Source organism: Maricaulis sp. (genome assembly GCF_048270265.1).
Classification (GTDB): Bacteria; Pseudomonadota; Alphaproteobacteria; order Caulobacterales; family Maricaulaceae; genus Maricaulis.
In genome coordinates this window covers 1-17,288 of sequence record NZ_JBLWTD010000004.1, presented here as the reverse complement: position 1 = coordinate 17,288, position 17,288 = coordinate 1, and the positions used below count along the sequence as shown (strand labels likewise).

The 17,288-nt window shown below is 64.7% G+C and carries 16 protein-coding genes and 1 tRNA gene; 10 read left to right on the top strand and 7 right to left on the bottom strand.

The genetic code is table 11. The annotated features are described in order from the left end of the window. Positions 1-3: 3 nt before the first annotated feature. Together ACN0YF_RS03060 and ACN0YF_RS03055 are read left to right on the top strand one after the other, a co-directional pair. Complete coding sequence (locus tag ACN0YF_RS03060) at positions 4-1,761, top strand: DUF2334 domain-containing protein (protein ID WP_417493299.1); 1,758 nt, start codon at positions 4-6, stop codon at positions 1,759-1,761. A gap of 69 nt (positions 1,762-1,830) precedes the next feature. Then, a tRNA-Ile gene (locus ACN0YF_RS03055) sits at positions 1,831-1,907 on the top strand. 500 nt (positions 1,908-2,407) lie between these two features. Here ACN0YF_RS03055 and ACN0YF_RS03050 read toward each other — a convergent pair. From ACN0YF_RS03050 to ACN0YF_RS03030, 5 genes are all read right to left on the bottom strand, one after another. Beyond that, entirely contained in the window at positions 2,408-2,800 is a 393-nt protein-coding gene (locus ACN0YF_RS03050; RefSeq protein WP_417483482.1) for a DUF4112 domain-containing protein, read from the bottom strand. Positions 2,801-2,815: 15 nt separating this feature from the next. Then, positions 2,816-2,974, bottom strand: coding sequence for a YqaE/Pmp3 family membrane protein (locus ACN0YF_RS03045; RefSeq protein WP_417483483.1), 159 nt, complete (start codon positions 2,972-2,974; stop codon positions 2,816-2,818). Positions 2,975-3,047: 73 nt separating this feature from the next. Then, a complete protein-coding gene (locus ACN0YF_RS03040) occupies positions 3,048-4,199 on the bottom strand; it encodes a PepSY-associated TM helix domain-containing protein (RefSeq protein WP_417493298.1) in 1,152 nt (383 codons plus the stop codon). Between the two features lie 255 nt (positions 4,200-4,454). Next, on the bottom strand, positions 4,455-4,976 hold the full coding sequence (locus ACN0YF_RS03035) for a hypothetical protein (protein WP_417483485.1): 522 nt from the start codon (positions 4,974-4,976) through the stop codon (positions 4,455-4,457). Positions 4,977-5,278: 302 nt separating this feature from the next. After that, positions 5,279-6,568, bottom strand: a complete 1,290-nt coding sequence (locus ACN0YF_RS03030) for an MFS transporter (protein WP_417493297.1) — start codon at positions 6,566-6,568, stop codon at positions 5,279-5,281. Positions 6,569-6,819: 251 nt separating this feature from the next. On the opposite strand from ACN0YF_RS03030, the gene ACN0YF_RS03025 reads away from it, so the two are divergent. Then, a complete protein-coding gene (locus ACN0YF_RS03025) occupies positions 6,820-8,604 on the top strand; it encodes an ATP-binding protein (RefSeq protein ID WP_417493296.1) in 1,785 nt (594 codons plus the stop codon). A 6-nt stretch (positions 8,605-8,610) separates the two neighbouring features. Here ACN0YF_RS03025 and ACN0YF_RS03020 read toward each other — a convergent pair whose 3' ends face one another. Continuing rightward, entirely contained in the window at positions 8,611-10,161 is a 1,551-nt protein-coding gene (locus tag ACN0YF_RS03020; protein ID WP_417493295.1) for an acetolactate synthase large subunit, read from the bottom strand. A gap of 26 nt (positions 10,162-10,187) precedes the next feature. Further along, the gene (locus tag ACN0YF_RS03015; protein WP_417493294.1) at positions 10,188-11,336 is read right to left on the bottom strand and encodes an alpha-hydroxy acid oxidase; all 1,149 of its coding nucleotides are present in this window, start codon (positions 11,334-11,336) and stop codon (positions 10,188-10,190) included. A gap of 224 nt (positions 11,337-11,560) precedes the next feature. Here ACN0YF_RS03015 and ACN0YF_RS03010 point away from each other — a divergent pair, with 224 nt between their 5' ends. The 7 genes from ACN0YF_RS03010 to trxC all read left to right on the top strand — a co-directional run bounded on the left by ACN0YF_RS03010 (position 11,561) and on the right by trxC (position 16,926). Continuing rightward, on the top strand, positions 11,561-12,460 hold the full coding sequence (locus ACN0YF_RS03010; protein ID WP_417483490.1) for a S1/P1 nuclease: 900 nt from the start codon (positions 11,561-11,563) through the stop codon (positions 12,458-12,460). A gap of 166 nt (positions 12,461-12,626) precedes the next feature. Next, the gene (locus ACN0YF_RS03005) at positions 12,627-13,607 is read left to right on the top strand and encodes an SDH family Clp fold serine proteinase (RefSeq protein ID WP_417483491.1); all 981 of its coding nucleotides are present in this window, start codon (positions 12,627-12,629) and stop codon (positions 13,605-13,607) included. Positions 13,608-13,686: 79 nt separating this feature from the next. Further along, positions 13,687-14,157 (top strand): GAF domain-containing protein, encoded by a 471-nt coding sequence (locus ACN0YF_RS03000; protein ID WP_417493293.1) that lies wholly within the window; start codon positions 13,687-13,689, stop codon positions 14,155-14,157. A gap of 275 nt (positions 14,158-14,432) precedes the next feature. Further along, positions 14,433-15,080, top strand: coding sequence for a TetR/AcrR family transcriptional regulator (locus ACN0YF_RS02995; RefSeq protein ID WP_417483493.1), 648 nt, complete (start codon positions 14,433-14,435; stop codon positions 15,078-15,080). Continuing rightward, positions 15,077-15,802: a M48 family metallopeptidase gene (locus ACN0YF_RS02990; protein WP_417493292.1), complete on the top strand. Its 726-nt coding sequence runs from the start codon at positions 15,077-15,079 to the stop codon at positions 15,800-15,802. Before ACN0YF_RS02995 ends, ACN0YF_RS02990 begins: the two co-directional genes overlap by 4 nt. A 117-nt stretch (positions 15,803-15,919) precedes the next feature. Next, positions 15,920-16,366, top strand: a complete 447-nt coding sequence (locus ACN0YF_RS02985; protein ID WP_417493291.1) for a hypothetical protein — start codon at positions 15,920-15,922, stop codon at positions 16,364-16,366. A 119-nt stretch (positions 16,367-16,485) separates the two neighbouring features. Further along, complete coding sequence (gene trxC, locus ACN0YF_RS02980; protein WP_417493290.1) at positions 16,486-16,926, top strand: thioredoxin TrxC; 441 nt, start codon at positions 16,486-16,488, stop codon at positions 16,924-16,926. Positions 16,927-17,288: the final 362 nt, after the last annotated feature.

The following is a 17,288-nucleotide window of genomic DNA, read 5'->3' as shown; positions in this document are numbered from 1 at the left end:
AGAATGATTATTCGCCTGACCATATTGCTGACCGCGCTCTGGGGCGCACTGATCTACCCGCTGCACGGGGAGATCAATGCGGAAACAGAAGCGACAGCTGTGCCGCAGCGCTCCAGCGTTCTGGTCCTCTATCCCGATGAGGGCGAGGATCACGCCCTGGGCGAGCTGCATGCGGTCAATATTGCCAATCTGGCCGGGCGTCATGCCGAGGCAGCACTGGCGGCGATCTCCGAGTATCAACCCCATGACCGTGACGGCCATGACGCCCTGATCGTGGTCAATTCGACCTATGGTCAGAGCCTGCCCGCAGCCCTGCTTGACGACGCCATGAATGGCGAAGGCACCACGATGTGGATCCAGCCTGATCCGGCCAGCCTGCAGGCGGCAGCGCCGGGTCTGGCCGCGCAGGTCGGCTGGCTCGCCGAGGCGGCCACCACCAAGGTCTTCCCCGATGTCGTCTATCGCGGTGAACATTTCACGCGCAATCCGCTGAGCACTGACCGCGTTGCCGAAGTGCGCATTACCGATCCCGAACGTGTCGAGGTCCTGGCACAGATGCAGGCCGCCGATGGCGAACTCGCCCCCTGGGCCCTGCGCTCCGGAGACCTGACCTGGATCAGCGAAAGCCCGATGGCCTATGCCAGCGAGGATGACCGCTATCTGGTGTTTGCCGACATCCTGTCGCGCACCCTGGCCCCGGACGCCCCGGATGTCCGCCAGGCCCTGATGCGGATCGAGGATATCGGCCCCAATGCCGATCCCGAGCAGATCCAGATCCTGCTGGCGGCGATCGAGGCGCTTGATGTGCCCTTCTCCGCGACCGTCTATGACACCTTCGCCGATCCGGCCGGACACTATTCCAACGGACGCGAGCGCCGCTTCAGCCTGAACGCGCGCCCCTATCTGGCCAGTGCCCTGCGGGACATGGCCCGCGCCGGCGGCACGCTCATCATGCATGGGCAGACGCACCAGCATGGCGATATCCCCAATCCGAATTTCGGTGTCAGCGGCAGTGATTATGAATTCTTCCGCGTTGGCCTCGATGCCGAGGGCGGGTTCGACCTGCTCGGCCCCCTGGCTGATGATGACAGCGCGATGTGGGATGACAGGCTCGACCTGGCCTTCGCCAACTGGGAAACCGCCGGCCTGCCACGGCCCTGGATCTTCACCTCGCCGCATTATGCCGCATCGCCATCGGCCTATCGCTCCATGGGCCAGCGCTTTCCGGCCCGGCTCGAACGGGTCCTGTATTTCGGCGGCGAGGCCTCGGGTGATCCCGATGTTGATCCGTCCCTGTTCAGCGAACAATTCTTCCCCTATCCGGTGCGCGATATCCGCGGCGATCTGATCCTGCCTGAGACCCTCGGCAACTGGGCCCCTGCGGGCAGTGTTCATGGACGTTCCATGGATGCGATGCTGGAAACGGCGCGGCGCAATCTGGTGCTTCGCGACAGCTATGCCAGTTTCTTCTTCCACTGGTATCTCGACCCGGCCCGGCTGACCGAACTGACCACCGCTCTGCAGGCGATGGGCTATGAATTCGTCTCGCCGCAAGTTGCCGCCGCGGTCGTGCCGGCGCGACCGCAACCGGGCGCCTATTCCGATGCGACGCAGGCGTCGCGGGCCTATTGGACCGAGGTCGGCAGTCCGGCCTTCTGGCTGCGGGACCAGATCGAGCTCATCATTCTGGCGCTGGTGCTGCTGGCGCATCTCATGGTGTTCAGCATCGGCCCGAAACACCGCCGCGCGCGGGCCGGCTGATATCGTCTGCCGCAATGCCTTGGCCTGCGCGGCAAGACGCAGTATCGATGGCGTCCTCGCTTGTCGAGCGGGCCTGTAGCTCAACTGGTTAGAGCCGGCGGCTCATAACCGCTTGGTTGGGGGTTCGAGTCCCTCCGGGCCTACCACTCTCTCATTTTCGACGCACCGAAATCTCCACGCGGCTCGCCGCTGGAGGTTTGAGGGTTCCTCCCCGGATTGGGAGGTGTGCGGGACGCCGGCGAATGCCGGTTCTTGAGTAAGTTTTGGGGGCATCCGAGACGTCCCGCACGTGGAGATTTACTCAGGCCCCTCACGGGTCCTGCCTCGAAATGACCGTGGAAGATTGGTCGAGCCCTAATGCCTCACTTCCCCGATCATGGCCCCACCGGAACTCGGGCTGTCACGCCTTTGTGCGGATGGGCTCCACGCTCCCGATCGCCGCAAGTGACTGAGCTCACGCCTCCCGTGCAACCGGAACGCTGGAAGCATACGCGCTGGCGGAGGGGGCGGGGATAACATCGCCAATTTATCGTCATCCCGACGCAAGACGGGACCTCGATAGACCGGGCTCCGCGCTTGTCACGTCTAGGTCCTGACTTGCGCCAGGATGACGTCGGATCATCGCAGGAGGGCGGGGATAACTCCGCTAGCGGATCCGCTTTGCCTTCTTGCGCTCCAGAAAGCGGGCCAGCAGGGCGGTGTTGCGGCGATTGGCCTTGAAGGCGACGTCGAAAATATCGCCGACGACGGGAATGGCGCCGATCACCAGATCGAGCGAGGTATTGACCAGCATCCGCGCCAGCACATGCAGCGGGGCGCCGAGGGCGGCGGCGCGGGCGATGAGATAGAAGGCGGGCGCCAGCATGGCGAGATCGCCGAGGCCGGGAACCAGGCCGATCAGGCCGTCGAGCCCGAAACGGATCGAGGTGCCGGGGATGCGAAACCGGGTATCGAGCCAGTCGGCCAGGCTCTCCAGCCGGGCCAGTTCGCGATTGCCTGCATCCTCGTCAGCCGCATCAGGGCGTTCATCATCATGCATCGGACCGTCTCCGCGTCATCGTCTGGCGATAATCCAGACGGCATGCAGCACGCCCGGGACATAGCCCAGCAGGGTCAGAAGGATATTGATCCAGAATTGCAGTCCGAATCCCTCTTTCAGGAAGACGCCGAGCGGCGGCAGCAGGATAGAGAGAATGATGCGTAGGACGTCCATGCGGGCAGCTCCGGCCGGTTTGTGTTCGGGCCGAAACTGCCCGCGAAATTGGGCGAAACTTCGCCGCTGGCCGCTAGGCCCTGCGTTTGCGCCAGAGTGGCAGGATCAGGCGCCGCCAGGCCAGCGCCAGGCCGGTCCACACCAGGAAGAGCGCGGCGAGGGATCCGAGCCCGGCCAGGGTCTGTCCCCACCAGCCATAGACTTCACCGGTATGCAGGAAACGCAGATAGATGCGCGCCCGGCGATAGGGTGACTGGGTCTGGGCCACGACAACATCGGTCAGCAGGCTGCCATCGCTGCGGTCGAAGGTCAGCAGGCGTTTGCGGTCATATTGGGCGCCATTGCCGGTATCGACGGTCAGTTCGACTGAAGGTGCCGACGGGCTCGCCGGCAGGGCGATCGAGATGGTGCGCCAGCGGCTGTCGGACGCGCGGGCGGTCTCGAGCATGTCCTGCAGGGCGGCGCTGTGTTGCAGCGGTGCCAGTTCCTGCCCGGCATCCGCGTCGCCGCCGCCGCTGCCTGGCGGTCCGCGCTGGGCCGAGGGCGCTTCGCCATAGGCGCGCGCCAGCAGATTGCCCGCCCAGGGATAGGAAATCACCACTCCGGAAATCACCACGGCAAGCAGGGGCACCAGGGCCCAGATGCCGAACACGTGGTGCCAGTTGTAATCGCGGGCTTTCGCGCTGGGCAGGTTTTTGCGGAACAGCAGGTTGAGCTTGATGAAGGACCAGCGCCAGGCCTTGGGCCACCACAGGTAAAAACCGCTGACCAGAATGAAGAGAAAGGCGAGATTGGCTGCGCCGGTGATGGCCGCACCGGTTTCGCGCGCCTCGCCGCTCATCGCCAGATAGCGGTGCAGGCTGGTGACGGAGCGGAAGAAATCCTGCATCGGCCCGGCTCCGCTTTCCAGCGGCTCGCCGGTATAGGGATGGACCAGGCTGGTGCGTCCGCGCCCGGCACTGATCTCGACAGGCCGGTCGGCATCGCGGTGAAACACCAGCGAGCGCTGGGCCTGGCTGCCATCACGGGCGGCGATCACGGCAAGCTCGTCGGCGGTCAGGGGGGCGCCCGCCATCGTGTCCTGGCTGAGCCGCACCCCGGCGCTGTCGAGCATCTGCCGCTCATAGGTCAGCAAGACGCCGGTGGCCGACAGCAGGAAGACAATCAGTCCGACGGTGACGCCGACGCTGAGATGGGACCAGAAAATGATGCGGCGAAAGGACAATGCGGACTCCAGCGTTGGCGCGGCAGGAATCTATACGTGCAGCAAGCGTGAATCCGTCGCAAGTTTGCCGGGCAGGGCCGTGATTTCGCAGCGGGCGGTCAAACGGGCCCGGGGTTTGACGCATCGGGCGGCTGTGGCGGCTGGTATCGCGCCGGTCATCCGGCGGCAGGCATGAGCCGGGAGCCGGCCCGCCCCCTCCCGGTTGCGGGAGCAGGGCAGGCGGGTCTTCCGGTTCGGTCAGGCGTTATGCGAAGCCTAGTAGCGGCCGCCGGCGCGGCGCTTGGTTTCGGGCGCGGCACCGCCATTGGTCGCCAGCAAATGCTTGGCAATGGCCTCGACGATCTTGAGATCGCAATCCTCGTCGGTATTGACGTAGAGATTGCCGCCCAGGATGGCCGCGGCCGATTCCGGCGCGTCGATCGCGGTCGTGGTGTGATCGGCGAGCAGGGCTGCGCTACCCGTGAGGGCAATCACGGGCTTGTCGGCGGCGAGGAAGAGTTTGATCAGCGCGTGTGCACTGGCGTCGAGCAGCGGGGCGCCCTCAAGCAGAACCAGGGCCTCATACTCGCCTGCATCCAGTTCAGCCGTCGTTTCGGTGATCGCGAAATTGAGTTCGGACGGGCCGTTATAGCCGCGCAATGCGGCCTGCTGATCGGAAACCAGGGTCAGGCGCCGGTTCTGGCGGCCAAAGGTTTCGGATGCGTCCTGCAATTGCTGGATATTGACTTTTTCGGCGGCGAAAGCGGCGATGCGGTTGGGGCGTTGGCCATGATTCATAGGGGGAGGCGTCTCCTCGTGACGATTGAGTCCGGTGGGTGGATTGATTGGGAATAGAGCGCGATGGAATAGAGAAATTGCAGGAAAAAGCAAGAGATGCAGGTGCGATTAAATTAATCTTCGTCCGGGCGTCAGGAAATATTGCCGGGAAAATCAGCGACTATTTCGATATATTAGTCCGAAGTCCGGTGTCTGAATTTGCAACTACTAAAGGCTCCATAAATCGAGTTTGCGAGTGTACTCGCGATTGCTGCGCACAGGCCATAGCATACCCGCCGGCCATTTCCGGCTTTCCGGCAGGTTCAGCCCTCCGGCCCGGCCTCCTCCTCATCCCCGTCGGTCATCGGGTTGAGGTCCGCCGCCGAAACACTGGTCGCGGTACTCGGGGCGAATTCGCCCTTGTCGCTTTCGGCCACCTGCCGCACGCCGGCGCGCCGGTAGAGCATGGCGGCTGCCAGGACAAACAGGCCCCCTGCCGCAAACAGGAACAGGCCGCCACCGCCGGTCAGGCTCATCACGCCGCCGGCCATGGCCGGGCCAAGCATCGAGCCGGTCGCCCACAGGATCAGTATCCCCGACATCATGTTGGCCGACTGGCCCGGTTCGGCCCGGTCCGCCGCATGGGCGACCGCAATACCGTAGAAGGACAGCGATCCAGCCCCCCAGAGCGCCGCCAGGACGAAGACCATGGGCATGGGCAATTGCATCGCAAACAGGGCCAGCAGCCCGGCCGCCAGTCCGCTGATGACGGCCAGCACAGCGATGACGATGCGGCGGTCGAAATGGTCGGAAATCATGCCCGCCGGCCATTGCGCCAGGACCGTGCCGGCCATCATCGCCGCATTGAATACAGCCGCCATGCTGGCGACGGAATCGGGAGAGAGGTCGGTGATGAAGAGGGCGTAGAGCTGCAAGACGGCGCCATTGACGACGCCGGCGATGAAGGCCGCGATCACGGCCGAGGGCGCCGTTTGCCACAGCCGGATCGGGCCGAAGGGCTCAGCGCTGGGCGCCGGCGGTTCGGCGCGGCGTGTCGCCGAGACGGGGATCAGGCTAGCGGTGAACAGGGCGCTGACGAGCAGGAAACCGGCCGCACCGCCCGGAGTGGTGTAGGCGGCGAGGAAGGGGCCGATCATGAAGCCCAGCTTGGAGGTCACGAGGTAGAAGCCGAGCACGGCACCGCGCCGCGCGGCCGGTGCGGCGCCGGCGATCCAGCTTTCGCCCGAGGCAAACAGGCCCGCGACACTCAGGCCGATCAGGGCCTGCATCAGCATCCACCAGGCCGTGTGGGCGCTGAGATAGAGTCCGCCCGCAGCCAGCGAGCCGATCGCGGCGAAGGCGGCGAAGGCGCGGATATGGCCGATCTGGCGGATTTCTGCCGGTGCCAGCCGGGCACCGAGCATGAAGCCGAGGGCATAGCTTGAGGCGATGGCACCAATGGTCAGCGTCGAGGCGCCCTGGGCGATCAGTGTCAGTGGCCCGACGACCGAGATGGCTCCGGTGGCGGCCTGCAGCAGGGCCAGCGCGGTCACGACGGCGGCGATATTGCGGTATTCGTCGATCAGCTTGCTGTCGTCGCCGGGTGCCGTCATTGTCGATATTCCCTTCGTCTGTCGCGGGCTGTTGCCAAACCTTCCCGGCCGTTCCCGTCGGTTTGGCACGATACGGGTGCCAATCACAATCGGGGGCGCCGATCCACCCCGCAACATGGCCCGGACGTGCGCGCAATACAGCTGCGCGAGTCATGATTAATTCAGCTCATGGAAATTTAACGCGTAACAGGCCTGTATCGACCCGTAACTTGGGAGATTCAGCCATATTCTGGAAACGCCTCGACGGGTTGATGAGGGTCAAGGCCGATACCGGCTTCGACCGGAGAATCCAGTACCGCGTCGCACTCGCCTTCACCGTGACCATGGTCGCGACGGCCTTGATCAATGTGCTGGTGCTGACCCTCTCGGGCGAGGGGCGGCCCGGCATGGCTGCGCTCAGTCTCGCGGCCATGCTGGCGATTGCGCTGTCGGGCCTGGTGGGCTTGCGGCTGCACCGTCCGAATCTGACCATCGTGCTGGTGCTGGCGGTGACCTCTGCGACCCTGGCCGGGGCGGTCTGGGGCAATCGGGGCGGCTTCCCGCCGGCCATGATCTACCTGCCGGTCATTGCGCTGGGCGTCTATATCGCCTGGGGCGCGCGCGCTGCCATGGCCGCCGGCGTGGCCGTCATCGGCCTGCTGTCGACCGTTGTTCTCGTCAGCCAGCGCCTGGCCGGAACCGAGCTGGCGACGATGCCCTCGAGCCTTGTCGCCGTGCTTGCGCTCGTGGCCGGATTTACCTGTCTGTGGGTGAGCTTTTTTGCGTCCACCTTCCGTTCGGCCACCCATGCCGCCAATGTCGAGCTGGCCGAGGCCAATGAGCGTCTGCAGCGCGCGCTGGCGGCGGCCGAGGCGGCCAATCGTTCCAAATCGGAATTCCTGGCCATGATGAGCCATGAAATCCGCACACCCCTGAACGGTGTGCTCGGGATGAGCCGGGTCCTGCTCGACGATGAATCCCTGACGGCCCAGCAGGCGGACCGGCTTGCGGTGATCAATGAGTCGGGTGAGAACCTGCTGGAATTGCTCAATGACATTCTTGACCTGTCCAAGATCGAGGCGGGCGCCGTGGCGCTCGAGACGGTCGATCTGGATATTGTCGCGCTGGCCGGGAGCGCCACGGCGCACTGGCGCCTGCAGGCCGAGAGCAAGGGCGTCGAGCTGGTCTTTGGCACCCATGACGTCGCGGAGCCCAATCTGTGCGGCGATCCGCTGCGTATCCGTCAGGTCCTCAACAACCTTCTGGGCAATGCGGTGAAGTTCACCAATAGCGGCCGCATCTGCGTCGATGTGCATCAGGAGCCGGCCGATGCCGAGGGCCTGATCGAGACGGTGGTCAGCGTCAGCGACAGCGGCGAGGGCATTGCCAGCGAGAAGCTGGAGACAATCTTCGACGCCTTCAGCCAGGCCGACAGTTCGACGACCCGCAAGTATGGCGGGACCGGTCTGGGGCTGGCGATCTGCCGCAAGCTGGCCGAGCGCATGGGCGGCCGCATCGATGTCGAGAGCCATGCCGGGATCGGTTCGCAATTTTCCTTCTCGGTCCGCACGCGCCGCGCCGGCAGCCTGAAGGCGCCAGCGGACAGGGCGGTGCCGGCACCGCTTCATCTCGATGAGCCGGTTTCGATCCTCGCGGTTGACGATGTGGCCACCAACCGGCTGGTCATCGCGGCGATGCTGGGACAATCCCTGGTCGGCGAGCAGATCCGCATTGATTGCGTGGCAAGCGGGGCCGAGGCGATCACTGCCGCGGCCGCCAGGCCCTATGACCTGATCCTGATGGATATCCAGATGCCGGGCATGGACGGCTATATGGCCCACCGCCTGCTGCAGGCAGACCCGGCGACCGCCGCTGTCCCGGTCGTCGCGGTCACTGCGCTGGCCTCCGGTCATGCGCGGCGGGAACTCGCCGAAGCGGGTTTCCTCGCCTGCCTCGACAAGCCGGTCAATATTTCCGAATTGCGCCAATTGCTGACGCAGGTGCTGGTCGCCGACCGGCAGGACCAGCAGCCGCGGCGGATCGCCCGCGCCGGCTGATGCCTGTCAGATTTCCGCGACGATCAATTGCGGCCCGCCGGCCTTGATGGCGGCCTGCAGTGCGGTGTCAAACTCACCGGCCGTGCGTGCGCGATGTCCGGGAACGCCAAAACCTTCTGCCAGCTTGACCCAGTCCATCTTCGGGTGGTCGAGAGAGAGCATTTGCTGCGCCGCCGGGCCCGGTTCGCCGGCACCGACGCGGGCCAGTTCGAAATTCAGAACCAGATAGGAATGGTTGGCGAAGACGATGTTGATGATGTTCAGCTTCTCGCGCGCCTGCGTCCACAGGGCCTGCAGGGTGTAGGCGGCGGCACCGTCGCCGCACAGGGCGAAGACCTGGCGGTCCGGGCAGGCGAGGGCCGCGCCGACCGCTTGCGGCATGCCTGATCCGATCGCCCCGCCGGTGAGGCAGAGCCAGTCATGCTTGGGACCGCTGCCGGTCCAGGGGAAGACGCCCATGCCCGAGGTCGTCGCATCATCACACAGGATGGAATGCTCCGGCATGTGCCGGGCCAGCGAGATGCCGGCATAACCGGGATTGAGCGCCTCGTCGGGGAAGAGTTTCGGCATCTGGGATCGGGCCGGCTTCGGGAGCGGCTCGGCCGGTCCAAGGCGGTCGGCGAGGGCCTCCATGGCGGTGATGATGTCGTCGGCCGGCCCGCCCAGGGTCAGGACCTGTGCGCCCTCCGGGGCGAATTCACCCGGCTCGCCGGGATAGGCGAAGAAGGCGACAGGCGCCTTGCTGCCCGCAATCAGGAGCAGGTCGCAATCGGCCAGTTCCTTGATCGCTTCCTCGCCAAGATAGCTCAGCCGTTTCGGCGCGATGCGGCCATGGCCGCGGGCGATGCGCGGCACGAACGTGTCCATGAACAGGCGCGCGCCGCTGGCTGCCGCGATATGTGCCGCCGCGTCGAGGCCGGCTTCCAGGCAGGCCTCATTGCCGAGGAAGAGGATGGGTGAGCTGGCAGCCTTCAGGGCTTCGGCGGCGGCATCAATGGCCGCATCGCCGACGGGCCGCAGGGGCGGTGCCGCCACAGGCTCGATCACATCGGGTTCCTGGTCCGACCAGGCGCAGTCGGCCGGCAGGATCAGGCTGGCAACACCGCGTTCCGGCCCGTAGGCCTGGCGCACGGCCTCGACGGCCATGGTTGATACTTCGGATGCGAGCTTTACTTTGCCGACCCAGCGCGAAACCGGCGCGCAGACGCCGGCGACATCGCTGTTCAGCGGCGCATCAAGCGCCGCATGGGCGACGGCGTGATCGCCGACAATATTGACCACCGGCGCGAAGGCACGCCTGGCATTGTGCAGATTGGCAAGGCCATTGCCGACGCCCGGGCCGAGATGAAGCAGGGTGCAGGCCGGCTTGCCGGCCATGCGGGCATAGCCGTCGGCGGCCCCGGTCGCGACGCCTTCAAACAGGCACAGCACCGATTTCATGCCCTCGACCCGGTCGAGGGCGGCCACCATGTGCATTTCCGAGGTGCCCGGATTGGTGAAACAGAGCTCGACACCCTGATTGATCAGGGTCCGGACCAGGCTTTCAGCTGCGAACATGATGTAATTCCTTCGTTTACGAAGAATCAGAGGGGCGGGCGGCGGACGAAATCGGGGCCAAGATCCCGCAGGCGGGTGACGCCGGTCAGGGCCAGATCACGTTTCAGGCTGGTGGTGAGAAATTCCAGGGCGCGGTTCACGCCCGCTTCGCCGGCGGCGCCAAGCCCGTAGAGATAGGGACGGCCGATCGCCACGGCGCGCGCCCCGAGGGCCAGCGCCTTGATGATATCGGTGCCGCGGCGGATGCCGCCATCGAGAATGATCTCGGCCTGGCCATCGACGGCGTGCACGATGTCGGGCAGGGCATCGATGGTGGCCGTCGATCCGTCGAGCTGGCGGCCGCCATGATTGGAGATCCAGACCGCATCGGCGCCGATATCAACGCAGCGGCGCGCATCATCGGGTCGGACAATCCCCTTGATCGCGAAGGGGCCGCCCCAGACCTGCTTCATCCAGCGGGCATCCTCCCAGGTGACGGTGCGATCAAACTGGCGATTGATATAACCCATGATGCCGTCGCCTTCCGGATTGTCATCGGCGAAATTGGCCGGCGTAATCTTCGGTGTGGTCAGCATGTCGAACAGATAGCCGGGGCGGGCCAGCACCTGGGCGATTGTTTTCGGATTGATCTTCGGCGGGACGGTGAAGGCATTGCGCAGATCGCGCTCGCGATTGCCGGCGACGGGCACATCGACGGTGAGGATCAGGCCGGTATAGCCGGCGGCCTTGGCGCGCTCGAGGGAAGCCTCGACAATGGCGCGGTCCTTCCAGACATACATCTGGAACCATTTCGGCCCGGTCGTCTCCGCCGCGATAGCCTCGATCGAGGTCGAGCCGAGGGTGGAGAGGGAATAGATCAGACCGTGCGCTGCTGTCGCGCGCGCTACCGCTGTCTCGCCGCCGCGCGGATGGAAGAGGCGCTGGGCCGCTGTCGGCGTCACGACGATCGGGGCGGCACAGGGCGAGCCCATCACCGTTGTGCTCATGTCGACCCTGGAGATATCGACCAGCGCCTTCCAGTTGAGCGCATAGGCATCATAGCGCGAGCAATTGGCCCGCAGCGTCACCTCGTCATCGGCCCCGCCATCGATATAGTCGAACACCATGCGCGGCAGGCGCTTCTTCGCGAGCGCGCGCAAGTCATCGATATTGTGGGCGGAGTCGAGCTTGGACATGGGGGTGAGCCTTGCCCGCGCGGGGCGTCCGGTCAAGCGACGGGGTGACGCAGCGCAGCCTGATATCCGGCGTTTCACCACTGCCTCCCGAAAACACATCTGAAATCACCGGTTTTATTGGCGCTGATTGCCCGTTGCAACTAGTAGAGCCGGGCGGGCGTGTGACCTAGACACTTGCCCGATCCAGGCGGCGGGCGGCCGCGCTATTTTCAGGGCGGTATCCGATGTCTTTTCTGCGTGTTTTCGTGGTGGCTGGCCTTGCGGCAGCCCTGCTCAGCGTTTCCCCGGCTTCTGCCTATGGCCGCGACGGCCATCGTATCGTCTGCGATCTCGCCTATCGCTATCTCAGTGAGGAGGCCCGCACCGAGGTCGACCGGCTGGTGGCGCTCGATGCGGAGTTCGAGAATTTCCGCGATATTTGCTCCTGGGCCGATGCGGCCTCGCGCTCGACGCATGAATTCACGCGCACCTGGCACTATATCAACCAGCGTCGCGATGACCCGCATATCGATGCCGAGGACTGCGCCGAGGACGGCTGCATCACGGAAGCGATCGATCTGCATGCCGGGGTCTTTCTCGACCGCGCCCGCACCGATGCCGAGCGCCTTGAGGCGCTGAAATTCCTCGCCCACTGGATGGGCGATGTTCACCAGCCGATGCATGTCTCGATCGAGGGTGATCGCGGCGGCAATGATATCGAAGTGCTCTGGCGCGGCGAACGTCACACCAATCTTCACCGCGTCTGGGATAGCGAGATCATTCTCGACTATATGGGCGAAGAGTGGGGCTGGGCGCCGGAAGCCGAACGCTGGTCGTATTTCGCAGACGAACTGGCCTCGGAGATCCCCCTCGGTGGCGTCGAGGTCTTTACCCCGCTCGATCCGATTGCCTGGGCGCAGGAGAGCCATGACATCGTCCGCTCGCGCGATTTTGCCTATTACTGGGCGCGGGCCGACCAGCCGATCGCGCCCGGCGATGCCTATTATGAGCGCGGCCTGCGTATCACCCGCCAGGAATTGAAGCTGGGCGGGGTCCGCCTTGCTGGCCTGCTCAACGAGCTCGTCGCGGAGCGTCGCGTCGCGGCGCTGGGTGGTGCCTCGCCGCTGTCAGCGCTGGACGACTAGGCAAGGGCGAAGCCGCGAACTGGCGACCGGGCCGCCCGTTTCGAGCTTGTCGCAATGCCTTCCAAATGGTTAACATGCCCCCGAGCGAGCCCCTGACGGGGCGTTGCAGACTCCGGGGGGAGATGTGTTGGATTTTGCGGACCAGACGGTTCTGATTGGCGCCGCCATGGCAGCGCTTATCCTGGTGCTGCTGGCAGTCATCCTTGCGATGGTGGCCTCGCGCCGCCAGCACGCGTCTGACGAGGAGCAGGTCGCCAAGCTGCGCCGTCAGCGCGCCGTCGCCTATCAGGAGGCGAAGGCCGCCTATCGCCGCTATCGCTCGAAATTCGAGAAATCCAACACGCTGCTGATCGAGTTCATCCATGATCTCGGCGATGGTTTCATCGGGCGTGACAGCGCCCCGCAACAGATCGTGTTCGACGAGGCCTTCGAGGCCATTGCACTGATCCGGCAGGCCAATCCACGCTCGAAGATCGTCATCGTGCTGCATACGCTTGGCGGCTATGCCCGCCCGGCGCACATGATCGCGCTGGCGATCAAGGAGCATCTGCGAAAGACGAAGCACAATTCGAAACGCGATCCGCATGTGGTCGCCTATGTGCCTTATGTCGCCATGTCCGGCGGCGCCATGATCGCGCTGGCTGCCGAGAAGGTGGCGATGGACGCCACCGCTTCACTCGGCCCGATCGACACGATCTATGGCGGCTTCCCGACCGAGACCTATCGCGATCTGCTCGAACAGAAGGGGCCGTTGGCAACCCAGGACGTGCTGGTGATGCTCGCCCATGAGGCGGAGAAATACGACCGCTATGCCGACCGCATCGCGCGCGAGATCATTCATGACAATCACAAGGCCGAGGACAAGGATCCCGATTTCCTGGCCGACTATCTGTCCTCCGGCAAACTCTCGCACAGCGAGGCCATCTCGCCGGCCGGCGCGAAGGAACTGGGCGTCAATGTCACGACCAAGATCCCGCCCGAGATCTATGGTCTTGTCGATGCCCGCATCCGCATGATCCATACGCGGCTGGAATATGAGGAGCGCCATGCCGCCAATCCGGACGGTGGCAGCCCCGAAGGCGAGGATGCCGACAAGACCATGCAACGCGTCATCCGTGAGAGCCTGGGCGGCGGCATCCGGATCTGAGGGCGGGCGGTGCTGCACTCGCCGCTTGAACCGGCTTCGGTCAGCCCCAATTACAGGGCTGACAATGAAGGATGCCATCATGAGTGAGAAACCGGAGCTTTACGCTGATGTCCGCAAGCAGATCGCTTCGGTGATTGCCGGCGAGACCAGCGCGACGGCGCGCTATGCCAGCGCCGCCTGCCTGTTGCGCGAGGCCTTCGGGTCGCGCTTCTTCTGGACCGGCTTCTATGTCGTTGATCCGCTCAAGCCGGATGAACTGGTCGTCGGCCCCTACCAGGGCACGCTGGGCTGTCTGCGCATTCCCTTCGGGCGCGGTGTCTGCGGTGCGGCCGCGGCGACGGGCGAGACCCAGCTGGTGACTGATGTGCACGCCTTTGCCGGCCATATCGCCTGCGACAGCCGCACAAACTCGGAAATCGTCGTGCCGGTCTTTGGTCCGGACAGTGCGTTGGCGGCGGTGCTGGATATTGATTCAACGGAATTCGGCGCCTTTGACCTTGAAGACCAGGCCGGTCTCGAGGCGATTTGCCGTGACCTGCTGACGGCCTGACCTTTCCAGCCGGCACTACATGCGGCGCGTGCGAGACCCCGGTGCAGACGCGTTGGGTGGCAGCGCTTGGAGCTTGGGGCAAGGGCGCTGCCACCCGCCCCGCCATTGGGGCGGCGGGGTTCGCGAACCGTAGATCCGGCCACAATCGCACCGGATCCATGCCACCCGGCCCGACCTCGGGTCGGGCCAGCGGCATGTTCGAGAATATATTCACTGAAAAATAATTCAATGAATAGAGTTTCAGTTTGTCAGTTTGAACCAGTCGGAGAAATCGGGTGGCCCTAAGCCGCAAGGATCAGAAGGATGCGACTCGCGAACGCCTCGTCAGCGCCGGCGCGGCCATCTTTGCCGCCGATGGCGTGCAGGGCGCGCGAATCGCCGACATCGCGCGCGAGGCCGGTGTCGCGATGGGCACGCTCTATACCCATTTCGCCGACAAGGAGGCGCTGTTCCTCGAGGTCATGCAGGCCGGCAAGCAGAGCGTGCTGGAGGGGCTGGAGCTCGCGCGTGAGTCATCAAACACCCGCGAGGGGCGTGATCGTGCGGCGATGGAAGGCGTGGTCGCCTTTGCCCAGGTCTATGGCCCCCTGTTCCGCCTGATGCTCAGCCGTGGTGCCGGCGACCCGATCCAGCGCGATGTGGTCGATGCCATAACCGCCATGCGCGTCGCAGAGCTGATCGAGGGCCAGGCCGAGGGCTGGGCGCGTGCCGATCTCGATCCCGAGGCGGCAGCGCGTTGTGAAGTCGGCGCGGTTTTCCATCTGCTCGACTGGTGGATCGACAATCCGGACCGGTTCACACCGGCGCAGCTGGTCGACCAGCTCTGCAGTGTCCGGCGGCTTGGCATTGAGGGCGCGATGCCGCTGGTGACTGGCGGCGACGACTTGCCGCCCGCCACCGCGAGAGGCAGCATGACCCGATGACGCAGCCCGCCCGAATCCGCCTGGACCAGCATGAGATCGACTATGTGCTCCAGCGCAGCAGCCGCCGGACGATCGGTTTCACCATTGGCCGCGACGGGTTGACCGTGACGGCACCGCAGCGTGTCAGCCTTCGGGAGATCGAGGGCGCGCTGCAGCAGAAATCCCACTGGATATTGAGCAAGCTCGCGGCCTGGGCCGAGCGTCCGCGGCAGCGCGAACTGGCCTATGAAACCGGCGAGACCCTGCCCTGGCTGGGCGGTGAACTCAGGCTCCAGATCGAACCGCGCGGTGTCCGCACCACGCTGCGCCGCGAGGGTGACCGGGTTCTCGTGACCGTCGACCCCGAAGCCAGCGGCGAATTGCGCAGGCGTGCCATCGCCGGTGCCCTGGCGCGCCACTACAAGCGTGAGGGCGAGCAGTTCATGGCGCCGCGGGTGGCACAATTCGCCGCGCGGCTCGACCGGCCGGTGCGCAAGGTCGTGATCCGAGACCAGAAGCGCCGCTGGGGCTCGTGCGCCGCAGACGGCACCATCCGGCTCAACTGGCGCCTGATGGGGTTTCCTGAGGTTCTGATCGATTATGTCTGTGCCCATGAGGCGGCGCATCTGGTCGAACCCAATCATTCCGCTGCCTTCTGGAAGACGGTTGAACGGCTGATGCCCGACTGGAAGCAGCACCGGGCACAGATGCGCAGCGAAGCGGATCTGTGGACATGGGTATAGGGCAGGCGGCGATGCAGGTTGGCAGGCCGGCCTGCGTTCATGTTCATGAACAGACTGGCGTTTTGGCCGGTCAAATGGTTAGGTGACAAAACTACAACGAGCACAAAGGGGGAGTCGATGCCGGACAGTTTTGCATACACACTCAGCATGGTTCTCGACGACAAGGCCTTGTCGATCCAGCTGCATGGGGGCTGCGATATCGAGGCGAGCCTGGTTTCGCTTCAGGCTCTTGCCGACACGCTGGCGAAAAATCCGATCGAAGGCCTGTTGATGGACTACAGCAAGTATGAGCTGACCTTTGAAATGGACGAGTTCTCGAAGCTCGCCGACGCGTATTGCACCGAATTTCCCGAAAAATTCCCCGTTGCCTTTGTCTATCGGGAAAACCAGGTCGGGCGGGCGATCTACATGACCCGGCGGCTTGAAGAGACCAGCCGGCCGAGCCGCGCCTTCGAGTCGGCGGATATGGCCATGAGCTGGCTTGAAGCCCAGCTTGTTCCGCGCGTCATGCCGCCCGCTGGCGGGGCGGGCCAGTCGAGCGCCGGCCTGGGTTCAGCCAGCTAGCCGGGGCGGATTTTCCGGCCGCGACCATGGCATTTCCGCCGCGGCGTGCCCATATGAGGGCAGAAAACATCCCGGGCAGCTGCGCCCTTCGATGCCCGCCCATTTGCTGTGAACTTGCCATGACCGACACCCTCCACATCACCTGTCCGGCCTGCCAGGCCACAAACCGCATCCCGGCGGCAAAGCTTGCCGCCAGCCCCAGCTGCGGCAAGTGCAAGGCGTCGCTGTTTCCCGATGCACCATTCGAGCTCGATGAAGCCCGGCTCAACAAGCATCTGCGCAATGACGAAGTGCCGCTGCTGGTGGATTTCTGGGCGCCCTGGTGCGGCCCCTGCAAGATGATGGGGCCGATGTTCGCGGAGGCATCCCGCCAGATGTCGCCAAAGGTGCGTTTTGCCAAGCTCGATACCGAGCAGCACCAAAGCGTTGGCAGCCGCTTCCAGATCCGCGGCATTCCGCTGATCATCCTGTTTAACAAGGGCAAGGAAGTCGCCCGCCATGCCGGCGCCATCAATGCCGACCAGATCGTCAGCTGGGTGCGGCAGAACCTGAAGGGTTAGGGGGCCATCGGAGCGGTCTGTTTGAAATCCGCGGGATAATTGGCCCGCCCCCATGGCAATCGCCTGCGGCCGTCCCCACCTACAGACCAACACCCGATCCGCCGGATACTCCCCCATCTGCCCCATGCGCTGCAGCCGCGTTGCCCAATGCCTGCGGGTCAGCTAAAGGGAGCCCAGCTTTTACCCCCTTTGCCGAAGAGACCGTCCGCCCATGTCCGCCTATCAATACGTCTTCCATATGGACAAGCTGTCCAAGACCTATCCCGGTGCCTCCAAGCCCGTGTTCGAGAATATCTCGCTCCACTTCCTGCCCGACGCCAAGATCGGTGTCGTCGGCGTCAATGGTTCGGGTAAATCCACCC

Bases quoted from the DNA above. Each gene is read 5' to 3' on its own strand.
- ACN0YF_RS03060 (WP_417493299.1), top strand. From the start codon at position 4: ATGATTATTCGCCTGACCATATTGCTGACCGCGCTCTGGGGCGCACTG.
- ACN0YF_RS03050 (WP_417483482.1), bottom strand. From the start codon at position 2,800: ATGCATGATGATGAACGCCCTGATGCGGCTGACGAGGATGCAGGCAAT.
- ACN0YF_RS03045 (WP_417483483.1), bottom strand. From the start codon at position 2,974: ATGGACGTCCTACGCATCATTCTCTCTATCCTGCTGCCGCCGCTCGGC.
- ACN0YF_RS03035 (WP_417483485.1), bottom strand. From the start codon at position 4,976: ATGAATCATGGCCAACGCCCCAACCGCATCGCCGCTTTCGCCGCCGAA.
- ACN0YF_RS03030 (WP_417493297.1), bottom strand. From the start codon at position 6,568: ATGACGGCACCCGGCGACGACAGCAAGCTGATCGACGAATACCGCAAT.
- ACN0YF_RS03025 (WP_417493296.1), top strand. From the start codon at position 6,820: ATGAGGGTCAAGGCCGATACCGGCTTCGACCGGAGAATCCAGTACCGC.
- ACN0YF_RS03020 (WP_417493295.1), bottom strand. From the start codon at position 10,161: ATGTTCGCAGCTGAAAGCCTGGTCCGGACCCTGATCAATCAGGGTGTC.
- ACN0YF_RS03015 (WP_417493294.1), bottom strand. From the start codon at position 11,336: ATGTCCAAGCTCGACTCCGCCCACAATATCGATGACTTGCGCGCGCTC.
- ACN0YF_RS03010 (WP_417483490.1), top strand. From the start codon at position 11,561: ATGTCTTTTCTGCGTGTTTTCGTGGTGGCTGGCCTTGCGGCAGCCCTG.
- ACN0YF_RS03005 (WP_417483491.1), top strand. From the start codon at position 12,627: ATGGCAGCGCTTATCCTGGTGCTGCTGGCAGTCATCCTTGCGATGGTG.
- ACN0YF_RS03000 (WP_417493293.1), top strand. From the start codon at position 13,687: ATGAGTGAGAAACCGGAGCTTTACGCTGATGTCCGCAAGCAGATCGCT.
- ACN0YF_RS02990 (WP_417493292.1), top strand. From the start codon at position 15,077: ATGACGCAGCCCGCCCGAATCCGCCTGGACCAGCATGAGATCGACTAT.
- ACN0YF_RS02985 (WP_417493291.1), top strand. From the start codon at position 15,920: ATGCCGGACAGTTTTGCATACACACTCAGCATGGTTCTCGACGACAAG.
- trxC (WP_417493290.1), top strand. From the start codon at position 16,486: ATGACCGACACCCTCCACATCACCTGTCCGGCCTGCCAGGCCACAAAC.